Below are 19,069 nucleotides of genomic sequence, written 5' to 3'. Positions count from 1 at the left end.
CCGCCATCCGGCAATGCCGTAACGGGATAGTCAGGCGAGCCACGGCAGCAGTGATTTCGTTGCCAGGTCAAAGTTGGTGCGATTAAAACGTCCGGTGTTGACCAGTTGCGCCACCTCATCCCATAACACATACAGCCAGCGCCGCCAGATGAAGGACTCCGCCACGGGCGCGCGTTGCAGGTATTGCCAAAGCAGGCTTTCCGCCAGCGCGTTATCCATTAAACGGAACAATTCATACTCTCTGGGCGCCCACAGCATCAACCCCGGTCCCACCATGGCCAGTAGCTGATCGCTACGGGCGTCTTTGAGCATGCTACGTAAACTGAAATTACCGTGGATCAGTACGCAGTTATCATTGAATCCTTCAAATAAAGCGGGTAAACACTCACGGGTACGAAACAGGATCCGCTTATCCTGCATCGTCAAGCCAGTATTGTTGAACTGATTTAACGTGGTCCACAGCACCTCAACACGCTGGCGATACCAGGATGGCCAGATATTCTCTTGCGTGTTATCCACCATTCCCACGCAGCCACGGCTATCCTGCCGATGCCATGACAGCAGACCTTCTACGATCTGATCTTTTAAATGTTCCCAGCGTTCGGGCGTTCGGGCTGGCGCTTCCACCGGCACACCCCGTAAACGCTCAAGCAGTAACACATCGGGGCCGGGATGCTCTTCGTGGGTTAAGACCCCGTAAATGACGGGCATACGCACCGTACCGCTGCGCGCTAACATGGAGGTTTTCCATGCCAGTTGCTGCGCCATACCTGGCGTGGTGAAACTTCTCGCCATCAGCGGCATCGGATTTCCCTGGCTGTCGTACAGTGACCACAGGGCCGTATCCACTTTTTCATTCACGCATTCTATACGACTGAGTTTTTCGCCCAGCAGGTGGCTGAGTTCGGCACGCAACTGTTCCATTTCAGATTGCCCTCATAAATGCTACTGCTTTCATAATGAGCGTCGGGCAGACAGATGTCACCCGGATGAGATCAATTGATGAAAAGAAAAGTTGAGGGAAAGCGCAACGATACGACACTCCTCCCAAAAATACGCATCAATATGGGGGAGTGCCGTGAGAAAAACTAAGGCATTTCGGCGCGAACGCGCTCGAGATCTTCGGTAGTGTCTACGCCGGTACCCGGGACTTCTTTTGCGACGGCAACGTGAATTTTTTCGCCGTACCACAGCACTCGCAGCTGCTCCAGCATTTCGATATGCTCAAGCGGGCTAGGCTGCCAGTTAACATAGCGGCGAATAAAACCGGCGCGATAGCCGTAAATGCCCAGATGGCGCAGGAAGGTGTCCCCCACCGTTTCCAGACTTTTGGCGAAACGATCGCGATCCCATGGGATGGTCGCGCGTGAAAAATAGAGCGCATATCCTTCAGCGTCCAAAACGACTTTTACCGCATTCGGATTAAATGCCTCTTCCGCACTGTGAATCGGAGCCGCAAGAGTCGCCATGCCGACCTGACGTTGCGCCAGATTCTCAGCCACCTGGCGAATAATGACCGCCGGAATCATCGGCTCATCACCCTGTACGTTCACAATAACGGTATCATCGCTAAAACCACATTTCTCGACGACTTCCGCCAGGCGCTCCGTACCAGACTGGTGATCGGCGCGGGTCATGCACACTTCCCCCCCCACCGCTTCTACCGCGCGAGCAACATCCTCGTGATCGGTGGCCACGATGATACGTTCAGCGCCAGATTCACGCGCACGCTCCAGGACATGCACGATCATAGGCTTGCCGTTGATATCCAGTAGCGGCTTGCCCGGCAGACGAGTGGACGCATAACGCGCAGGAATAATGACCACAAAACTCATGATTTACTCTCATCAGCAGTCAGAACGCGGGCTTCGGTTTCCAGTAACACAGGAATGCCATCACGCAGTGGGAAAGCAAGGTTATCCAGTTTACAAATCAGTTCCTGTTTTTCCTGGTTAAACCAGAGTTTGCCATTGCATACCGGGCAGGCAATGATTTCAAGCAGACGATGATCCATAGTTCCTCCAGATGGACCGGATTGTGAATCCGTAAATATTAACATAATCGCTTAATGGGCTGGGTCTATTTCCCAACCACGGCGTGCATCAGCAAATAAACCTTCAGGATAACGTCCCAGCGTCACGCGTGTTGCCAGTTGCCAGCGGGCAAAATCGTCAATCGCCTGAAACAATCCTTTTTGCAAAGTCACCCCAGGCTTAACCCCATCCTGTAACCACAGCGAAATCACGTCCAGCACGCCCGTTTTACGGTGCATTTTGGCATCCATTCGCCCAACCAACTGCCCGCGGTGCAGCAACGGCAAGACGAAATAACCGTACTGACGTTTTGGTGCTGGCGTGTAACACTCCAGCCGGTAGCTAAAATCGAATAGCTGCTCTGCCCGTTTACGATCCCAAACCACCGGATCAAAAGGCGATAACACTGCGCTGTGGGTCGCCGTTAATTTGCCCGCCAGCGCCTGTTCGAGTAGCGGCTGAAGGTGGCTATGCAGCCACAGCGTTCCCAGCCCTTCAACGTCGACAGGAATAATCTGTTGCTGTTCCGCCCGTTCGTTGCACCAGTTTTTTAGCGCCGGGCGCTTCAGGCGATAGTAGTCTGCCAGCCATTGTTCGCGGAAAATCCCCAGACTACGGGCGCTGTTATCCAGCATGACGCTTTCAGCATCTTCCTGTGAAAGTGGGTCGCGTTCATCGTCCCAGTGTGGCATGACGCGATGGGTTAAATCATACACGCGCTGGAAATTACGCCGTTCCACCACCATCACTTTCCCGGCAGTGAACAGCCCTTCAAGATGACGCTTTTGCGGTTTCCATTCCCACCAGCCGCTGCTCCCCTTGCGTGGATGCTCAAAATCAGCAGATCGTACCGGTCCGTTATGCTGGATGTGCTGGAGCAGTTGCTCAATTTCATGAGCATGTTCTTTCATCCACGCCGCTTTATACTTCCAGCCCATATTCTCCGGGGCCAGCATGCGGTGACGTATCAGCATAAAATCGCTGCGCGGCAAAAAGCAGGCCTCGTGCGCCCAGTATTCCATCAGTTCGCCCTGCTGTAACGAGTCGTCCAGCCATTGGGGTGAATAATCGCCTAAACGACTAAACAGCACCAGGTAAGGACTTCGCGCCACAATATTGATGGTATCGATTTGCAGTAACGACATGCGCGAAATAGTCGCGAGAATATCTGCCGGGGTTGCCCGACGGCGTGTTTTTTTCAGCAGACCTTGAGCGGCAAGGTGAAGATGACGGGCATCCGTCAGAGAAAGGTGCGGCAACGACATCTATGGCCTCATAAATGATTCGCTGCCGCAGCGTGAATCAGTTAGCGAGTCAGCGAGATTAAGCTATCCAGCAACACGTCAGGCCGATCGCCTGACAAATGTGCGTCAACAGGTAAATACCACCAGTTTTCATCGGCAAATGCCCGGCACTTAACCGCATCTTTTTCCGTCATCACCAGCGTTTGCCCGGCGTTTACAAACGCACTGACGTCACTGTAGGTCAGAGACTGATGGTCTGCCAGCGCAATGCTTTTTTGCACGCTGGCACCGCATGCTTTCAGCGTGGCAAAAAAACGCGGAGGGTGACCAATGCCCGCCATGGCGACAATATTGGGCAATTGCGCTACATCACGGCGTTCGCCTGTACGTAAATTAACGGCCAGCCCCGGTTCAAGTCGCATAGGGATTTCACCTGGTTGCGCAACGCCACCGTTAACAATAGTCGCATCCACCGATTTTAAGCGACCTGCGCGTTCCCGCATTGGACCAGCGGGAAGCCACCAGCCGTTGCCAAACCGACGTTCGCCGTCAATAACCACGATTTCAACATCTCGCGCCAGACGATAGTGCTGTAGCCCATCGTCGGTCACAATAATCTGCACGTCATGTTGGGCCAAAATGGCTTTTACCGCATCCGATCTTACCGGGGATACCGCTACCGGCACGCCGGTACGTTGGGCGATCAGCACAGGTTCATCACCCGCTTCTGCGGTAGTGGTCTCTGCGGTCAATAACAACGGGTAAGCAGCCGCTTTCCCGCCGTAACCACGCGACACCACGCCCACGCGAATCCCGCGTTGCTGCAGTTGTTCAACCAGCCAAATCACCACCGGTGTTTTGCCATTGCCGCCGGCTGTAAGGTTTCCGACCACCACAACCGGTACTGGCGCGCGCCAAGCGCGTTTCAGCCCAAGCTTGTAGCATAGGCGGATCCCGCCACTCACCAGGCCATAAAGCCAGGAGAGTGGAAGTAACAATCGCCACAGCGGCGATTCACCAGACCAGATACGTGCGATCATTGACCGAATTGCATTTTGTGTAATTGCGCATAGACCCCGCGCTGCTCAATCAGGTCGCTATGGGTTCCGCGCTCGACAATCAGACCATCCTCCACCACGATGATTTCGTCGGCTTGTTCAATGGTTGAAAGACGGTGAGCAATGACCAGAGAAGTACGGTTTTTCTGTAGCTCATCCAGCGCAGACTGAATCGCACGTTCAGATTCGGTATCAAGAGCTGATGTTGCTTCATCAAGGATCAGAATTGGGCTGTCACGCAACAAGGCACGGGCGATAGCGATACGCTGACGTTGTCCGCCGGAAAGCAGGACGCCGTTTTCACCAATCACCGTATCCAGACCATTATCCATCTTGTTGATGAAATCCATGGCGTAGGCCATCTGTGCCGCTTTTTCGATCTGCTCACGGCTGTACATATCGGTACGCGCGTAGGCGATGTTGTTGGCAACCGTATCGTTAAACAAGTGCACATTCTGCGAAACCAACGCAACCTGATCGCGCAGGGATGCCAGGGTATATTCGCGCAGATCGTGTCCATCCATCAGAATCTGCCCTTCATCAATATCGTAGAAGCGCGTAATCAGGCTGGCGATGGTGGATTTCCCTGAGCCCGAACGGCCAACCAGAGCAACGGTTTTACCCGCGGGAATATTCAGGTTGATGTTACGCAGAGCCGGTACTTCACGCCCCGGATAGGTGAAAGTCACGTTGCGGAACTCGAGATCGCCGGTAGCACGCTCGATAACACGTTTACCTTCATCTTTCTCCTGTTCGCTATCCAGAATAGTAAACAAGGTCTGGCACGCCGCCATACCGCGCTGGAACTGCGCGTTGACGTTGGTCAGCGATTTCAACGGACGCATCAGCGCGATCATTGAGGAGAAGACAACAGTAATTGTCCCTGCCGTCAGGTTTTCCATTACGCTTGGGAAGCTGGCCGCATATAACACGAAGGCCAGAGCCAGAGACGCAATCAACTGGATGATAGGGTCAGAGATAGAAGAAGCGGAAACCATCTTCATACCCTGCAAACGCATCTTGTTGCTGACCTTATCAAAGCGCTTGGTTTCGACTTCCTGACCACCAAAAATCAGAACTTCTTTGTGGCCTTTCAGCATCTGCTCCGCACTGGTCGTAACCTGCCCCATAGTGTTTTGCATGTTTTTACTGATGCTACGAAAGCGCTTGGAAACCACACGGATCGCCACTGACACAATTGGCGCCAGTACAATCAGGATCAGTGACAGCTGCCAGCTGTAATAGAACATCATGATAAACAGACCAATGATTGATGCCCCTTCACGTACCACGGTGATCAGCGCGCCGGAAGACGATGACGCGACCTGCTCTGAATCATAGGTAATACGTGACAACAGCGTACCTGTAGACTGTTTATCAAAAAAGGAGACTGGCATGCCCATCATATGACCAAACAGGCGGCGACGCATGGTCATGACCACTTTGCCTGACACCCATGAGATACAGTAGCTGGAGACATAACTGGTTAAGCCACGAACTATCATCAGCCCAATGACCACCAGCGGCATCCACAGCAGCACCGAACGATCCGTTTTACCAAAACCATCATCCAGTAATGGTTTAAGGAGCGATAACATGAAGGTATCGCTGGCCGCGTTAAGGACTAACGCTATACCCGCCACGATCAGACCCGATTTAAAAGGCGCTATGGTTGGCCATAGTCGGCGAAACGTCTGCCACGTAGAGAGATCTTTATCGTTATGCATTCAAAAAACCAGCATTTGTTAGAATAGCCGCATATTCTACCCGTTATCCTCCGACACGCCAAACCACTGATGATACCAACGAGGTAAAATCTGATCCCGCAAGCTGTGTATTCGCCAGTTTTTTTGGTAAAAATCCAGCGTAATCTGCCCCTGATGTGGTGTATCCAGCCATTGATAATTTTGTTTCCGATAACGTTGCTTCACTTTCCAGGATGGCAGACGCCAGGCGTTGTAACGGGATGAAGAGGCTAATGCGGCCTGCCCGTCAACTCGCTGAATGAGTGCCAATGATGATGAAGTATTGCTGCCATGATGCGGAACCTGCATCACCGTAGACTGCAGATGCTGCCAGTAGTGACTTAGCATTTTTTGTTCAGCGGGAGACTCAATATCACCGGTCAGCAGAACACTCTGATACCCATCATCAACTTTAACCACGCAGGAGTGGTTATTCCCCTGCCCTGTACTTCCACGCACAGGCCAGTGCGCACTGAAGGTTAACCCTTGCCATTGCCAACGTTCTCCGCGAAAACACGGGAGGTGTCCTTTCCAGCCTAGCGGACTTCTTATCCATAGTGATGGCCAGGCTTGTTGTAAGGAGTGCAACCCTCCCCGGTGATCCATATGTTCATGACTTAAAATGACCCCTTCCGGCTCCAGATTATGCCAACGCAACCAGGGAATAATCAGCTGTTGCGCGCTATCGCCTTCAGGCCATGCCAGACCGGTATCGTAAAGCAGCGCTTTTCCATTACGCACAATCACCATCGCCAGCCCCTGCCCGACATCCAGCATATGCACTTGCCACACATCTGTACGCGGTGCACGCCAAAGCGGCCCACTCAGCAAAAGTAGCGCAGAGAAACAGACCACCGGTAGCGTACGCAAGATATTTAGTCGCCATGCGATAATCATCATTCCGGGTAAAAATGCGAGCCATTGCCAGCGTGCATCAATATTGATCCACCCTTCAGGCAGGCTCCTGAGCCCCCAAAATAGTAGCGCCAGAGAACGATCCGCTAAATACCACAGATTCGATTCAATCATCACCAGTCCGGCTAAATGCACGATCATGCCTGCTAATATCAAGGGTACGGAAACAAACGTGACCAAAGGGACGGCAAACAAATTAGCCGGAAACGAGGTCAGACTAAAACCGTGAAACAATGCGATTTGTACGGGAAGAAGCAGAAGCGTAATACCCAATTGCAGATGAGCCAGAGCCAGAAATTGACGACCAGCACGCGACAGCGGCCAGTCCGGGAGCGGTACCCATTGGTACCAGAACAGCAGTGCCGCAACGGCGGATGCAGACAACCATAGACTTTGCGAAAGAACGGCAACAGGATCCACCACCAGAATGGCTGCCAGACAGCAGATCCATACCGACCATCCGCTCCACTGCCTGCTGCTAAGTCTTAGCGCCCCCCAGACTAGCAGCGCAACAACCGTTCGTAATGCCGGGGGTTGCAGCCCCGTCAGCCAGGCATATAATGTGGCGCAGACAATCCCACCCACTAATGGAACCTGCCAACAAATCCATCTGGCGGGCATAAAAAATTGTCCCGCGCGAATTATTCCGCCAGCCAGAAGTGCAGCAAACGCAATATGCAGCCCGGAGATAGCCATCAAATGAGCCGTGCCGGTATCACGCATAATCGTTTTCACCTCTTGTGACACGGACAAGCGCTCACCCATTCCCAGACCCAGTATGACCTGCTGCCAGGGATAGTCGGCGAGTACCGTTTTCAATGAGTCGAGAAATCGCGAACGCAAACTGCATTGTGGTGTGATAACCGAAGCCTGTAAGAATCGCCCCGTCAACGGTTGATGCTGCGCCAATGCGTAACGCTGGCTATCAAATCCGCCTTCGTTTAATTGACCGTGTACGGCGCGGACTTTCAATGTCATCGCCCATGTCTGACCCGCACAAACATCACCGGGTAAATACTGTCCGTACAAGACGATTCCTTGTGCAGGAAAGATTCGTCTCCCCTGAAGGTGAGTGATTTGGCCGTAGTGCGTTGTCATATTGTCAGTTCCGGTTATCTGCACAATGGCTTGCTGGGTTTTCGCAGGCAGCGTATTACCGGCCCACAGAGCCTCTTTCGCAGCCAGGATTCCCCAAAGAAAAAACAGCAGGGTTAGTCCGGCGGAACGTATATATTTGTGGGGGAGAAAACAGAGCAGACATGCCAAACAAAATACAATGCCGATACACAACATGCCTGGCAGCGTAGGTAATAGCATGAGTGGGAGAATGCCGAATAATGCACACGTACTCACCGTTGTTATTTTCATCAATAACCTCCCTGTTACAGGGAGTGTGCAGTACTCTTCGACGATTGTCTGGCATCAATTTATCGTTATACGACCTGAGTTCCGCAGACATTTAGTGGGGGTTGTAACGTACAAATTAACTGGGATGAGGATTCCAGGATAGGCGCACAGAAATGAAAAAAGCACCCATGTGGGTGCTTTTCTCGGCGTTAAGTCTCGCTAAAAACTTAACCGTAAATATTGGCGCGGTCGCGCAGTTCTTTACCTGGTTTAAAGTGCGGAACGTATTTCCCTTCCAGATCCACTTTATCGCCGGTCTTCGGATTACGTCCGGTGCGTGGTGCGCGGTAATGCAAAGAGAAGCTGCCGAAACCGCGGATTTCAATACGCTCGCCCTGCGCAAGAGTCGAGGCCATATGTTCCAGCATCTCTTTAACTGCATCTTCAACCGCTTTCGCGGGAATATGAGGTTGCTGGGTTGCAAGTCTTTCAATCAATTCTGACTTGGTCATGATTCCTCCGGTTCCTTAAAGGCATAATTAGCTGCTGCATTGATTAAGGGCGGCCGTAGCCGCCCTTTGTCATTGATTACAGGACGAATCCTGTAATCTGTCAAGCTACTCGTCATCCTTTGTGCCGTTAACAGCACAAAGGATTTAGAGCACTCGATATTACTCGCCTTTAGCTGCTTTGAAAGCTTCAGCCATTGCGTTGTTAGAGAAGTTAGCATCTTCCTGTTTGTTAACAGTTGCGATTGCATCTTTCTCATCAGCTTCGTCTTTAGCACGAACAGACAGGCTGATTGCACGGTTCTTACGATCAACGCCGGTGAATTTAGCTTCGACGTCGTCGCCTACGCTCAGAACCAGAGTTGCATCTTCAACGCGGTCACGTGAAGCTTCAGAAGCGCGCAGGTAACCTTCAACGCCGTCAGCCAGTTCTACGGTTGCGCCTTTAGCGTCAACTGCAGTGACTTTACCGTTTACGATTGCGCCTTTCTTGTTCAGTGCAACCCAGTTGTTGAACGGATCTTCTGCGAGCTGTTTAACGCCCAGAGAGATACGCTCACGCTCTGCGTCAACCTGCAGAACAACTGCTGCGATTTCGTCGCCTTTTTTGTATTCACGAACTGCTTCTTCGCCTGCAACGTTCCAGGAGATGTCAGACAGGTGAACCAGGCCGTCGATGCCGCCGTCCAGGCCGATGAAGATACCGAAGTCAGTGATAGACTTGATTTTACCTTCAACACGGTCGCCCTTGTTGTGGGTTTCCGCGAACTGCTGCCATGGGTTGTTTTTGCACTGTTTCAGACCCAGGGAGATACGACGACGTTCTTCGTCGATATCCAGAACCATAACTTCCACTACGTCGCCAACGTTAACAACTTTGGACGGGTGGATGTTTTTGTTGGTCCAATCCATTTCGGAAACGTGAACCAGGCCTTCAACGCCTTCTTCGATTTCAACGAAGCAGCCGTAGTCGGTCAGGTTGGTCACGCGGCCAGTCAGTTTGGTACCTTCTGGATAACGCTTAGCGATAGCTACCCATGGATCTTCGCCCAGCTGTTTCAGGCCCAGAGATACACGAGTACGCTCGCGGTCGAACTTCAGCACTTTAACAGTGATTTCGTCGCCAACGTTTACGATTTCGCTCGGATGCTTAACGCGTTTCCATGCCATGTCGGTGATGTGCAGCAGGCCGTCAACGCCACCCAGATCAACGAATGCACCGTAGTCAGTGAGGTTCTTAACGATACCTTTAACTTCCATGCCTTCCTGCAGGTTTTCCAGCAGCTGATCGCGTTCTGCGCTGTTTTCGGATTCGATAACGGCACGACGGGAAACAACAACGTTGTTACGCTTCTGATCCAGCTTGATTACTTTGAATTCAAGCTCTTTGCCTTCCAGGTGCAGCGTGTCGCGGACCGGACGAACGTCTACCAGGGAACCCGGCAGGAACGCGCGAATACCATTCAGCTCAACAGTGAAGCCACCCTTGACTTTGCCATTGATAACACCAGTAACGGTTGCAGCTTCTTCGTAAGCTTTTTCCAGCGTGATCCAAGCTTCGTGACGTTTAGCTTTTTCACGGGACAGCAGGGTTTCACCGAAGCCGTCTTCTACTGCATCCAGAGCAACGTCAACTTCGTCACCAACCTGGATTTCCAGCTCGCCCTGGGCGTTTTTGAACTGCTCTGCCGGAATGGCGGACTCAGATTTCAGACCAGCGTCAACCAGTACTACGTCTTTGTCGATAGCAACAACAACACCACGAACGATGGAACCCGGACGGGTTTCGATTTCTTTTAAGGATTCTTCAAACAGTTGAGCAAAAGATTCAGTCATGTTTAATCTTCAGGTTTCATATTTAACGTCCACCTGGCTCCATGCCGGATGGGGTTGTTTAACATACCCGCTGTCAATCCATTGCAACGGGGGTACTGCAAATTCGGTCGCACTTAAGCGAGAGCCAGTTTTTGGCGCGCGTATTGTAACGCTTTTTCAATCACTTGCTCAATGCTTAATCGGGTTGAATCCAAAACTAAAGCATCAGCAGCAGGAACCAGCGGCGCTACAGCACGGTTACGATCGCGATAATCGCGTTCTTCGATCTCGGCCAAAAGGCGTTCAAAGTTAACACTAAAGCCCTTCTCCTGCAACTGTAGCATACGTCTATGCGCACGTTCTTGCGAGGAGGCGTCCAGAAAAATTTTCACCGGCGCATCCGGGAACACCACGGTCCCCATATCACGTCCATCAGCAATCAGACCTGGGGTTTCGCGAAATGCGCGTTGACGACGTAAAAGCGCTTCACGCACGCGAGGAAACGCCGCGACCTGAGAGGCGGCATTCGCCACTTCCTGGGTACGGATTTCACCGCTGACATCCTCACCTTCAAGAATGACTTCAAGGTTGCCGTCTGTTGAGATAAAACGCACATCCAGGTGTGAGGCAAGCGGTACCAGAGCATCTTCAGAAGTGACATCAACATGGTGATGTAACGCTGCGAGCGCCAGTACGCGGTAGATCGCGCCTGAATCTAACAGATGCCACTGCAATGCTTCCGCCATTGCCTTGCACAAGGTGCCTTTTCCTGCACCGCTTGGGCCATCAATGGTAATAACCGGGGCAATTGCCGTCATCTTTTTCTCCTTAAACGGGCGTACATTAACGTGAACGCCGCGCATTATACGCGCCAACGCTAATGATCGTTAATACAGAGTGTAAAAACCCGATTAGTCTGTAACGATATGTGGAAGAATTGCGCAATTATAGCGGGCTGGCGAGAAACCAGCCCGGAAGATGGCACTGTTTTACTTTTTATCTGCTGCGATACGTTCACGCATATGCTGAGCGCGATCGTCAGATGCCGGATGAGAATCCATCAGTGATTTTGCATGGCCTGCGTCCATCGTGGCAAACTTATCAAACGCAGTCACTAACCCCTGACGGTCAATACCGCGTTTTTTCAGCAAATCATAGGAAAAGTCATCCGCATCCGATTCCTGGCTACGGGAGAAGGCTGAGTTAATCACACCTTCCGCCAGATCGCCCAACTGAGACTGGGAAAGCTGAGAAGCGACGCCGCTGGTCGCAGAAATAGCATCGCGCGCAGCAAGTGTGGCATACGCGGTCTGCATTGCTTTACGTGAGTGCCCTAAAGAAACATGGCCCAACTCATGACCCAGCACGCCTTCAATTTCATTGTCGGTCATCAGGTCCATCAAGCCCGAATAAACACGTACACATCCATTCGCCATTGCCCAGGCATTGATATCACTGGTCATATAAACTTTATAGTTGACCGGCGTTCCATCAATGTTATTACCCAACGCTTTCGCAATTTTATTCAGACGCTTAGTGTATTTGCTTTTTGCGCCCGCCAGCTGGTTTTCACTATCCATCTGCTTACATGAGCTGTTAGAGAGGGATTTGACATCAGCGTCGGTAAGCGTCGCAGCTTTATAAGCTGCCATACCAGAACTGGCAACAAGGTCGCCATTTACGCCATTTTTACAACCTGCCAGCAACGTAGCGGAAACCGCCAACGCCAAAAAGAGTGATTTATTTTTCATGCTAATCTTCCGATGATATTTATAATAAAAACAAATAAATAAGTTAAATCATCCACAAGTTAGCATTAGTTGTAAGCGTAAAAACAGTGCGGTTACGGACACAGAAACGCCAGTCCGAGGACCGACGTTTCGTGAGGATCAGGCAGATGTACTAATACGCGCCAGCTGTTCGAAATAATCCGGGAAAGTTTTGGCGGTACATTTTGGATCAAGAATGGTCACAGGCGTATCAGACAGCGCCACCAGCGAGAAACACATCGCCATGCGGTGATCGTTATAGGTCGCGATGTCCGCAAATTGCAATGTTGCAGGCGGGGTGATGCGGATAAAGTCATGCCCCTCTTCCACTTCCGCGCCCACTTTGCGTAACTCCGTCGCCATCGCGAACAGACGATCGGTCTCTTTGACGCGCCAGTTGTAGATATTACGTAATGTTGTGGTGCCTTTCGCAAACAGCGCCGCCGTTGCAATGGTCATCGCCGCATCAGGAATATGGTTCATATCCATATCCACTGCGTTCAACTCGCCGCGAGTACAGGCAATAAAATCGTCGCCCCATGTAATGGTAGCACCCATTTTTTCCAGTACATCGGCAAAACGAATATCACCCTGCATGCTGTTACGGCCAATCCCGGTAACTTTTACCGTACCGCCTTTAATGGCACCCGCCGCGAGGAAATAGGAAGCGGAAGAAGCATCGCCTTCAACCAGGTATGCACCCGGTGACTGGTACTGCTGCTGCCCCTTCACGACAAAGCGCTGGTAGTTTTGATTTTCAATTTCAACACCAAACGTTTTCATCAGGTTCAGTGTGATATCAATGTAAGGTTTGGATACCAAGTCACCTTTAATTGCAATCGTCGTATCCTGCGGCGCAAGCGGCGCAGTCATCAGCAGCGCAGTGAGGAACTGGCTGGAAACGCTACCGTCTACCTCAACCTGGCCACCGGTAAAGCCACCGCGCAGACGTAAAGGTGGATAGTTTTCCTGCTCCAGATAGTCAATTTTGGCTCCGCCCTGGCGCAGCGCATCAACCAGATGGCCTATCGGGCGCTCTTTCATGCGCGGTTCGCCCGTCAGCACGATGTCATTGCTGCCCAGACATAGCGCTGCGGCCAGCGGGCGCATTGCGGTTCCGGCATTACCAAGGAACAGTTCCACTGAGCCTTGCGCATGTAATGCACCACCATTGCCAATAATCTCGCAGCGGGTACGATCAGCAGAAAGGGTATAGCTAATCCCTAACACATTCAGAGCATTAAGCATATGGCGAACATCATCGCTGTCCAGCAGGTTGGTCAGGACAGTGGTGCCATTGGCTAATGCGGCCAGCAGCAAAGCGCGGTTAGAAACACTTTTGGATCCAGGCAGATTGATTGTGCCATCCACCCGCGCAATGGGTTGTAACGTCAGGGATTCCATGAAACTCGACTCTCAAAAACAGACATAAAAACCCCACAGACGGGCTGTGGGGATGAAAAGTACAGCAGATTAGCCGCGACGGCGTTCAAAATCGACCATGAAATCGGTCAGTGCTTTTACACCTTCAAGCGGCATTGCATTGTAGATGGACGCACGCATACCGCCGACCACACGATGCCCTTTCAGCGCGTGCAGGCCCGCAGCAAAAGACTCTTCCAGGAACAGTTTATCCAGTGCGCTGTCAGCCAACTGGAACGGTACGTTCATGCGTGAACGGTTGGATTTCGCCACATCGTTACGGTAGAAATCGCTGTTATCAATTACGCCGTACAGCAGTTCCGATTTTTGCTGGTTAATCTTATCCATTGCATTAACACCACCCTGCTTTTTCAGCCATTTAAAGACCAGGCCAGACAGATACCAGGCAAAGGTTGGCGGTGTATTGAACATGGAGTCGTTGTCATTCAGCACGGTATAGTCGAGGATTGACGGGCATGATACATGAGCTTTACCCAGCAAATCTTCACGGACGATGACAATCGTCAGGCCGGCCGGGCCGATGTTTTTCTGTGCCCCGGCATAAATTACGCCGTAACGGCTAACGTCAAGCGGTGCGGAAAGAATGGTAGAGGACAGATCAGCCGTGACCACAACGTTGCTGGCAAAATTCGGTGTTTCATCGATCGCAATGCCATCGATAGTTTCGTTCGGACAATAGTGCAGGTACGCCGCGTTATCAGAAAGCTGCCATTCACTCATCGGCTTAACAGCACGCAGGCCGTCAACGCTGACTTTGGCATCAATAACGTTTGGCGTGCAGTATTTTTTCGCTTCTTTAATTGCACTGGCGGCCCAATAACCGGCATCGACGTAATCCGCGGTGGTTTTATCACCCAGAATATTTAACGGGATACCCGCGAACTGCCCACGACCACCGCCATGGCAGAACAACACTTTATAGTTGGAGGGGATGCTAAGAAGATCGCGAAAATCCTGCTCCGCTTCCTCGGCGACCTGGATGAATTCTTTGCCACGGTGGCTAATTTCCATCACCGACGTGCCAAGACCGTTCCAGTCGCGAAGATCCTGTTGAGCCAGTTTAAGTACTTCTGCCGGTAGCATTGCCGGACCTGAACTAAAATTAAAGACCTGAGCCATTTCCCCTCACCACGTTGTGTTGTTGTCCAATCCACATCCTGTCATTGACGATAATCCGGTGACAGACATTGGTATAAGTTATTCCTGTGGATATCGGTTTTATCATTCAGTGACACGCGCCGCAATGGGTAAAACTGACCAGGGTAAAAATGTGTCATTGGTCACACAACAGAATCTATCGGATTGACGGGTAAAAACCGAGATTTTTGCTGTCAGGTAACCCGTTTTGCCTGACTGGCCTTCGACCATTCTGGATTTGCACAGCGTGGACATAATTGATGATCTCCGGCGTTCATTTGCACCACTTCGCTACAACGTATACAGGCATAGTCCCCTGCTTCAGGCATTACTTTAAATCGTTGCGTACAGTGCCTAGGTAAAATACTGAGCCCCGGCTTTACGTCTTCATCGGCAAAGAAGTAGACGCTGATTTGTCCATTCGTCTCCAGAATAGCCAGTTTTACCTGTCCCAATTGCTCCACGCCGTTCAAACGCAGTTCCATAAAGAATTCAAATTCCGTCATATTGGCACTATTGAGCTTTGACCATGCCAGCTCGCCATCTTCAATGATCACGACGGGTTTGCCCTCCAGCAGGTCCTCCATTTTTTCACTATGCGCCATTAGCCACATCACCAACCGATACAGCACAGCAAGAGTAATAAAAACCACCAGCACTGGCAGCATCGGGACATCGTCATAGAATGCCACGTCTCCCGCTGCAGAACCCAGCGTAAGGATGATCAGCACTTCAAAAAGCGACATCTGGCGTACGCCGCGACGTCCGGTGATTTTTAAAAACAGAAAAACCAATATAAAGGTGTAGAGGCTGCGTAACGCAACTTCCCCCAGAAAATCCATGGGCACCTTATCAAGCGCCATACGGTGCAAATCGAAAGCTTTCATTAATATGCTCTAAACGTGGTTGGTTGTAAGAAAGCATAGCCAATGCTTTTATTTACGCCTGAGCTCCGGCGGCGATAGCGCCGTTCATTGAAAACCCGTATCATTGCGCGCTTTCCGTACGACAAAAGTGATTTTCATGACGCAAACATTTATCCCCGGCAAAGATGCCGCTCTGGAAGACTCCATCGCTCGCTTCCAGCAAAAATTGCTCGACCTCGGTTTTCAAATTGAAGAAGCCTCGTGGTTGAATCCCGTCCCTAACGTCTGGTCTGTACATATTCGCGACAAAGAATGCGCGCTGTGCTTCACCAACGGTAAAGGCGCGACGAAAAAAGCGGCGTTGGCTTCCGCGCTGGGCGAATACTTTGAGCGTCTGTCGACTAACTATTTCTTTGCGGATTTCTGGTTGGGCGAAACTATCGCCAATGGCCCGTTCGTGCATTATCCGAACGAAAAATGGTTCCCGCTGACAGAAGAAGACGATGTACCAGAAGGTTTACTGGATGCACGTCTGCGAGCGTTTTACGATCCAGATAACGAACTGACTGGCAGCATGCTTATCGATCTGCAGTCTGGTAATGAAGAACGTGGCGTCTGCGGCCTGCCGTTTACCCGTCAGTCGGATAACCAGATTGTCTATATTCCGATGAATATTATCGGCAACCTGTATGTTTCTAACGGCATGTCCGCGGGTAACACGCCTAACGAAGCGCGCGTTCAGGGCCTGTCTGAAGTCTTTGAGCGTCATGTGAAGAACCGCATTATTGCGGAAAGCATCAGCCTGCCGGAAATCCCGGCCGAAGTCATGGCGCGCTATCCGGCAGTGGTGGAGTCCATCGCCACACTGGAAGCTGAAGGTTTCCCAATTTTCGCCTACGATGGCTCGCTGGGTGGCAAGTATCCGGTGATTTGCGTTGTCCTGTTCAACCCGACCAACGGTACCTGCTTCGCTTCCTTCGGCGCACACCCGGATTTCGGCGTGGCGCTGGAACGTACCGTCACTGAACTGCTGCAGGGTCGTGGTCTGAAAGATCTTGATGTCTTCACCCCACCGACCTTTGACGACGAAGAAGTGGCTGAACACACTAACCTTGAAACCCATTTCATTGATTCCAGCGGTTTGATCTCATGGGATCTGTTCAAGCAGGATGCCGACTATCCGTTCGTTGACTGGAATTTCTCTGGCACCACGGAAGAAGAGTTCGCCACCCTGATGGCCATCTTCAATGCTGAAGATAAAGAAGTGTATATCGCTGACTATGAACACCTGAGCGTTTACGCGTGCCGCATTATTGTTCCGGGAATGTCTGACATCTATCCGGCAGAAGATCTGTGGTTAGCTAACAACGCTATGGGCGCCCATCTGCGTGACACCATTCTCTCTCTGCCGGGCAGCGAATGGGATAAAGAAGACTATCTCAATCTGATCGAACAACTGGATGAAGAAGGCTTTGACGACTTCACCCGCGTACGCGAGCTACTCGGTCTGGCGACCGGTGCGGATAACGGTTGGTACACCCTGCGTATTGGCGAGCTTAAAGTGATGCTGGCGCTAGCCGGTGGCGATCTGGAGCAGGCGCTGGTGTGGACAGAATGGACGATGGAATTTAACGCCTCCGTCTTTAGCGCGGAACGTGCAAACTACTATCGCTGCCTGCAAACATTGTTGCTGCTGTCTCAGGAAGAAGACCGTCAGCCGCTGCAATATCTGAATGCGTTTGTCCGCATGTACGGTGCCGAGGCGGTTGAAGCGGCAAGTGCGGCATTGAGTGGCGAAGCGCCATTCTACGGGTTGCAAACCGTTGATAACGATCTGCAAGCTTTCCCGGCGCATCAGTCTCTGCTGAAAGCCTATGAAAAACTGCAGCGCGCGAAAGCGGCACATTGGTCAAAATAATGACAGTCAGCCTGCGCTAAGTAGGCTAAAAGTATTGTCTGGGATATATTACGGGGCGCTTTAAGCGCCCTGTTTTTTATTTTGTTCAAATCGGAAAATAAATGTAAAAACAAGGTTAAATATTAGTAGTTGATATTAAAAAAATTAGCATATTAATGTGGTTTTTTATCTCAATTACTCCATTTTAATTAACCGTCTGACAGGAGATAAAAAGAAAAAATTCAACTCACTTTATAATTTTTAAAATTTATTTTTATATGGATAATCAACAAGTTACTCCGTAATCGCATAAAAACCATGCGTCTTGCGGGCCTATAAGCCAGGCGAGATATGATCTATATCAAATTCTCATCTATAATGCTTTGTTAGTATCTCGTCGCCGACTTAATAAAGAGAGAGTTAGTGTGAAAGCTGACAACCCTTTTGATCTTATTCTACCTGCTGCAATGGCCAAAGTTGCCGAAGAAGCAGGCGTCTATAAAGCAACGAAACATCCGCTTAAGACGTTCTATCTGGCAATTACTGCCGGTGTATTCATTTCAATTGCCTTTGTTTTCTATATCACCGCCACAACCGGTACCGGAACTATGCCTTTCGGCATGGCAAAATTAGTAGGTGGTATCTGCTTTTCCCTGGGGCTGATTCTTTGTGTTGTCTGCGGCGCAGACCTCTTCACCTCAACCGTATTGATTGTCGTAGCAAAAGCCAGTGGTCGTATTACCTGGGGCCAATTGGCTAAAAACTGGCTTAACGTTTATGTCGGTAACCTGGTGGGTTGCTTGCTCTTCGTGCTATTGATGTGGCTTTCCGGCGAATACATGACCGCCAACGGCGCGTGGGGGCTCAACGTCCTACAAACAGCCGACCACAAAGTGCACCATACTTTTGTTGAGGCGGTAAGTCTTGGCATCCTGGCTAACCTGATGGTGTGTCTGGCCGTATGGATGAGCTACTCGGGCCGCAGCCTAATGGACAAAGCGTTTATCATGGTATTACCGGTCGCAATGTTTGTTGCCAGCGGTTTTGAGCACAGTATCGCAAACATGTTTATGATCCCTATGGGTATTGTAATACGCGATTTCGCCACCCCGGAATTCTGGACCGCAGTTGGGTCTTCTCCGGAGAATTTTTCTCACCTGACCGTGATGAATTTCATCACCGATAACCTGATTCCGGTTACGATCGGTAACATTATCGGCGGCGGTTTGTTGGTCGGGTTGACATACTGGGTCATTTATCTGCGTGGTAACGATCATCATTAATCTGATGA

The 19,069-nt window shown here is 50.9% G+C and carries 16 protein-coding genes; 2 read left to right on the top strand and 14 right to left on the bottom strand.

The window, feature by feature from the left end; all coding sequences use genetic code 11:
* Positions 1-30: 30 nt before the first annotated feature.
* The 14 genes from G4551_RS08465 to G4551_RS08400 all read right to left on the bottom strand — a co-directional run bounded on the left by G4551_RS08465 (position 31) and on the right by G4551_RS08400 (position 15,902).
* Positions 31-924: a YcbJ family phosphotransferase gene (locus G4551_RS08465; RefSeq protein WP_003035798.1), complete on the bottom strand. Its 894-nt coding sequence runs from the start codon at positions 922-924 to the stop codon at positions 31-33.
* Positions 925-1,088: 164 nt separating this feature from the next.
* Complete coding sequence (gene kdsB / locus G4551_RS08460) at positions 1,089-1,835, bottom strand: 3-deoxy-manno-octulosonate cytidylyltransferase (RefSeq protein WP_003035796.1); 747 nt, start codon at positions 1,833-1,835, stop codon at positions 1,089-1,091.
* Entirely contained in the window at positions 1,832-2,014 is a 183-nt protein-coding gene (gene ycaR, locus G4551_RS08455) for a protein YcaR (RefSeq protein WP_003035793.1), read from the bottom strand. Before ycaR ends, kdsB begins: the two co-directional genes overlap by 4 nt.
* Before the next feature lie 51 nt (positions 2,015-2,065).
* A complete protein-coding gene (locus G4551_RS08450; protein WP_003836884.1) occupies positions 2,066-3,298 on the bottom strand; it encodes a winged helix-turn-helix domain-containing protein in 1,233 nt (410 codons plus the stop codon).
* Between the two features lie 41 nt (positions 3,299-3,339).
* Positions 3,340-4,317: a tetraacyldisaccharide 4'-kinase gene (lpxK, locus tag G4551_RS08445; protein WP_003836886.1), complete on the bottom strand. Its 978-nt coding sequence runs from the start codon at positions 4,315-4,317 to the stop codon at positions 3,340-3,342.
* Complete coding sequence (gene msbA / locus G4551_RS08440) at positions 4,314-6,062, bottom strand: lipid A ABC transporter ATP-binding protein/permease MsbA (RefSeq protein WP_003035784.1); 1,749 nt, start codon at positions 6,060-6,062, stop codon at positions 4,314-4,316. The genes lpxK and msbA overlap by 4 nt, the downstream gene beginning before the upstream one ends.
* Positions 6,063-6,098: 36 nt before the next feature.
* On the bottom strand, positions 6,099-8,363 hold the full coding sequence (locus tag G4551_RS08435) for a ComEC family protein (protein WP_003836889.1): 2,265 nt from the start codon (positions 8,361-8,363) through the stop codon (positions 6,099-6,101).
* Between the two features lie 206 nt (positions 8,364-8,569).
* The gene (gene ihfB, locus G4551_RS08430) at positions 8,570-8,854 is read right to left on the bottom strand and encodes an integration host factor subunit beta (RefSeq protein WP_003035780.1); all 285 of its coding nucleotides are present in this window, start codon (positions 8,852-8,854) and stop codon (positions 8,570-8,572) included.
* A gap of 159 nt (positions 8,855-9,013) precedes the next feature.
* Entirely contained in the window at positions 9,014-10,687 is a 1,674-nt protein-coding gene (rpsA, locus tag G4551_RS08425; RefSeq protein ID WP_003035776.1) for a 30S ribosomal protein S1, read from the bottom strand.
* A gap of 113 nt (positions 10,688-10,800) precedes the next feature.
* Positions 10,801-11,484 carry a (d)CMP kinase gene (gene cmk / locus G4551_RS08420; RefSeq protein ID WP_003035772.1) on the bottom strand — a complete coding sequence of 228 codons (684 nt, stop codon included), beginning with the start codon at positions 11,482-11,484 and terminating at the stop codon, positions 10,801-10,803.
* Between the two features lie 171 nt (positions 11,485-11,655).
* Entirely contained in the window at positions 11,656-12,417 is a 762-nt protein-coding gene (loiP, locus tag G4551_RS08415) for a metalloprotease LoiP (protein WP_003836891.1), read from the bottom strand.
* Positions 12,418-12,555: 138 nt separating this feature from the next.
* Positions 12,556-13,839, bottom strand: a complete 1,284-nt coding sequence (gene aroA, locus G4551_RS08410; protein WP_003836893.1) for a 3-phosphoshikimate 1-carboxyvinyltransferase — start codon at positions 13,837-13,839, stop codon at positions 12,556-12,558.
* A 69-nt stretch (positions 13,840-13,908) separates the two neighbouring features.
* Positions 13,909-14,997 carry a 3-phosphoserine/phosphohydroxythreonine transaminase gene (serC, locus tag G4551_RS08405; RefSeq protein ID WP_003836895.1) on the bottom strand — a complete coding sequence of 363 codons (1,089 nt, stop codon included), beginning with the start codon at positions 14,995-14,997 and terminating at the stop codon, positions 13,909-13,911.
* A gap of 212 nt (positions 14,998-15,209) precedes the next feature.
* The gene (locus G4551_RS08400) at positions 15,210-15,902 is read right to left on the bottom strand and encodes a DUF421 domain-containing protein (RefSeq protein WP_003836897.1); all 693 of its coding nucleotides are present in this window, start codon (positions 15,900-15,902) and stop codon (positions 15,210-15,212) included.
* A gap of 136 nt (positions 15,903-16,038) precedes the next feature.
* Here G4551_RS08400 and ycaO point away from each other — a divergent pair, with 136 nt between their 5' ends.
* The gene (gene ycaO, locus G4551_RS08395) at positions 16,039-17,799 is read left to right on the top strand and encodes a 30S ribosomal protein S12 methylthiotransferase accessory factor YcaO (RefSeq protein WP_003836899.1); all 1,761 of its coding nucleotides are present in this window, start codon (positions 16,039-16,041) and stop codon (positions 17,797-17,799) included.
* A gap of 404 nt (positions 17,800-18,203) precedes the next feature.
* Positions 18,204-19,061, top strand: coding sequence for a formate transporter FocA (gene focA / locus G4551_RS08390; protein ID WP_003035756.1), 858 nt, complete (start codon positions 18,204-18,206; stop codon positions 19,059-19,061).
* Positions 19,062-19,069 lie beyond the last annotated feature (8 nt).

The organism is Citrobacter freundii ATCC 8090 = MTCC 1658 = NBRC 12681, assembly GCF_011064845.1.
GTDB lineage: Bacteria > Pseudomonadota > Gammaproteobacteria > Enterobacterales > Enterobacteriaceae > Citrobacter > Citrobacter freundii.
Note: the sequence above shows the minus strand (reverse complement) of the source record. Positions and strands in the feature narration are given on the sequence as shown.